The following is a 577-nucleotide window of genomic DNA, read 5'->3' as shown; positions in this document are numbered from 1 at the left end:
GGGGATGGTCAGCACATCGCGGTAGAGGAAGCTATCTCTACCATTTTTATCAGCGATCCAGAAGACGTGGATTACAACGTCGTAAATGAAAATACAGTAGTTGTGTTTGCCAAGTCTGTCGGGCAGGCACGGCTTATCGTTTACGGTAATTCGGAAAGAGTGCTGCTCTCGCAGAGGATCATCGTTGATGTGGATCTCTCGCTCGTGCGTCGTCAAATCAAGCTGATGTATCCAGATCTAAATGTCAAAGTCGAGTCGGTGGGGCAGCAAGTTGCAGTAAGCGGTATCGTCGATTCTGAGCAACAACGTGATGATATCTATCGCATGGTGGCGACACTACTGGGGCGTAAGAAGGTAGAGAAATGGGAAGATACCGACATTATTGAGTTTAAGGGCGATGGGTTTGATGTACAGGAACCTCAAAGCATGATCTTTGCTCGTAACATGACGTGGGAAGGCATTTTGGAGTTGCTAGAAGTTGCCACGGATCAGCAAGTTAACGTTAAGATCTCTGTAGCACAAGTGACTGAAAGTTTCTCGAAAACTGTAGGTGTTGATTGGTCTTCTGTTGGAGCTG

Annotated in this window: 1 protein-coding gene; it reads left to right on the top strand. The window is 46.8% G+C overall.

From position 1 onward, the window contains the following. The coding region (locus tag R7040_RS28535; RefSeq protein ID WP_318097897.1) for a pilus assembly protein N-terminal domain-containing protein at window positions 1-577 on the top strand (577 nt) is incomplete at both ends.

Source organism: Vibrio sp. 1069 (genome assembly GCF_033340555.1).
This window is presented reverse-complemented; position numbering and strand designations above follow the sequence as displayed.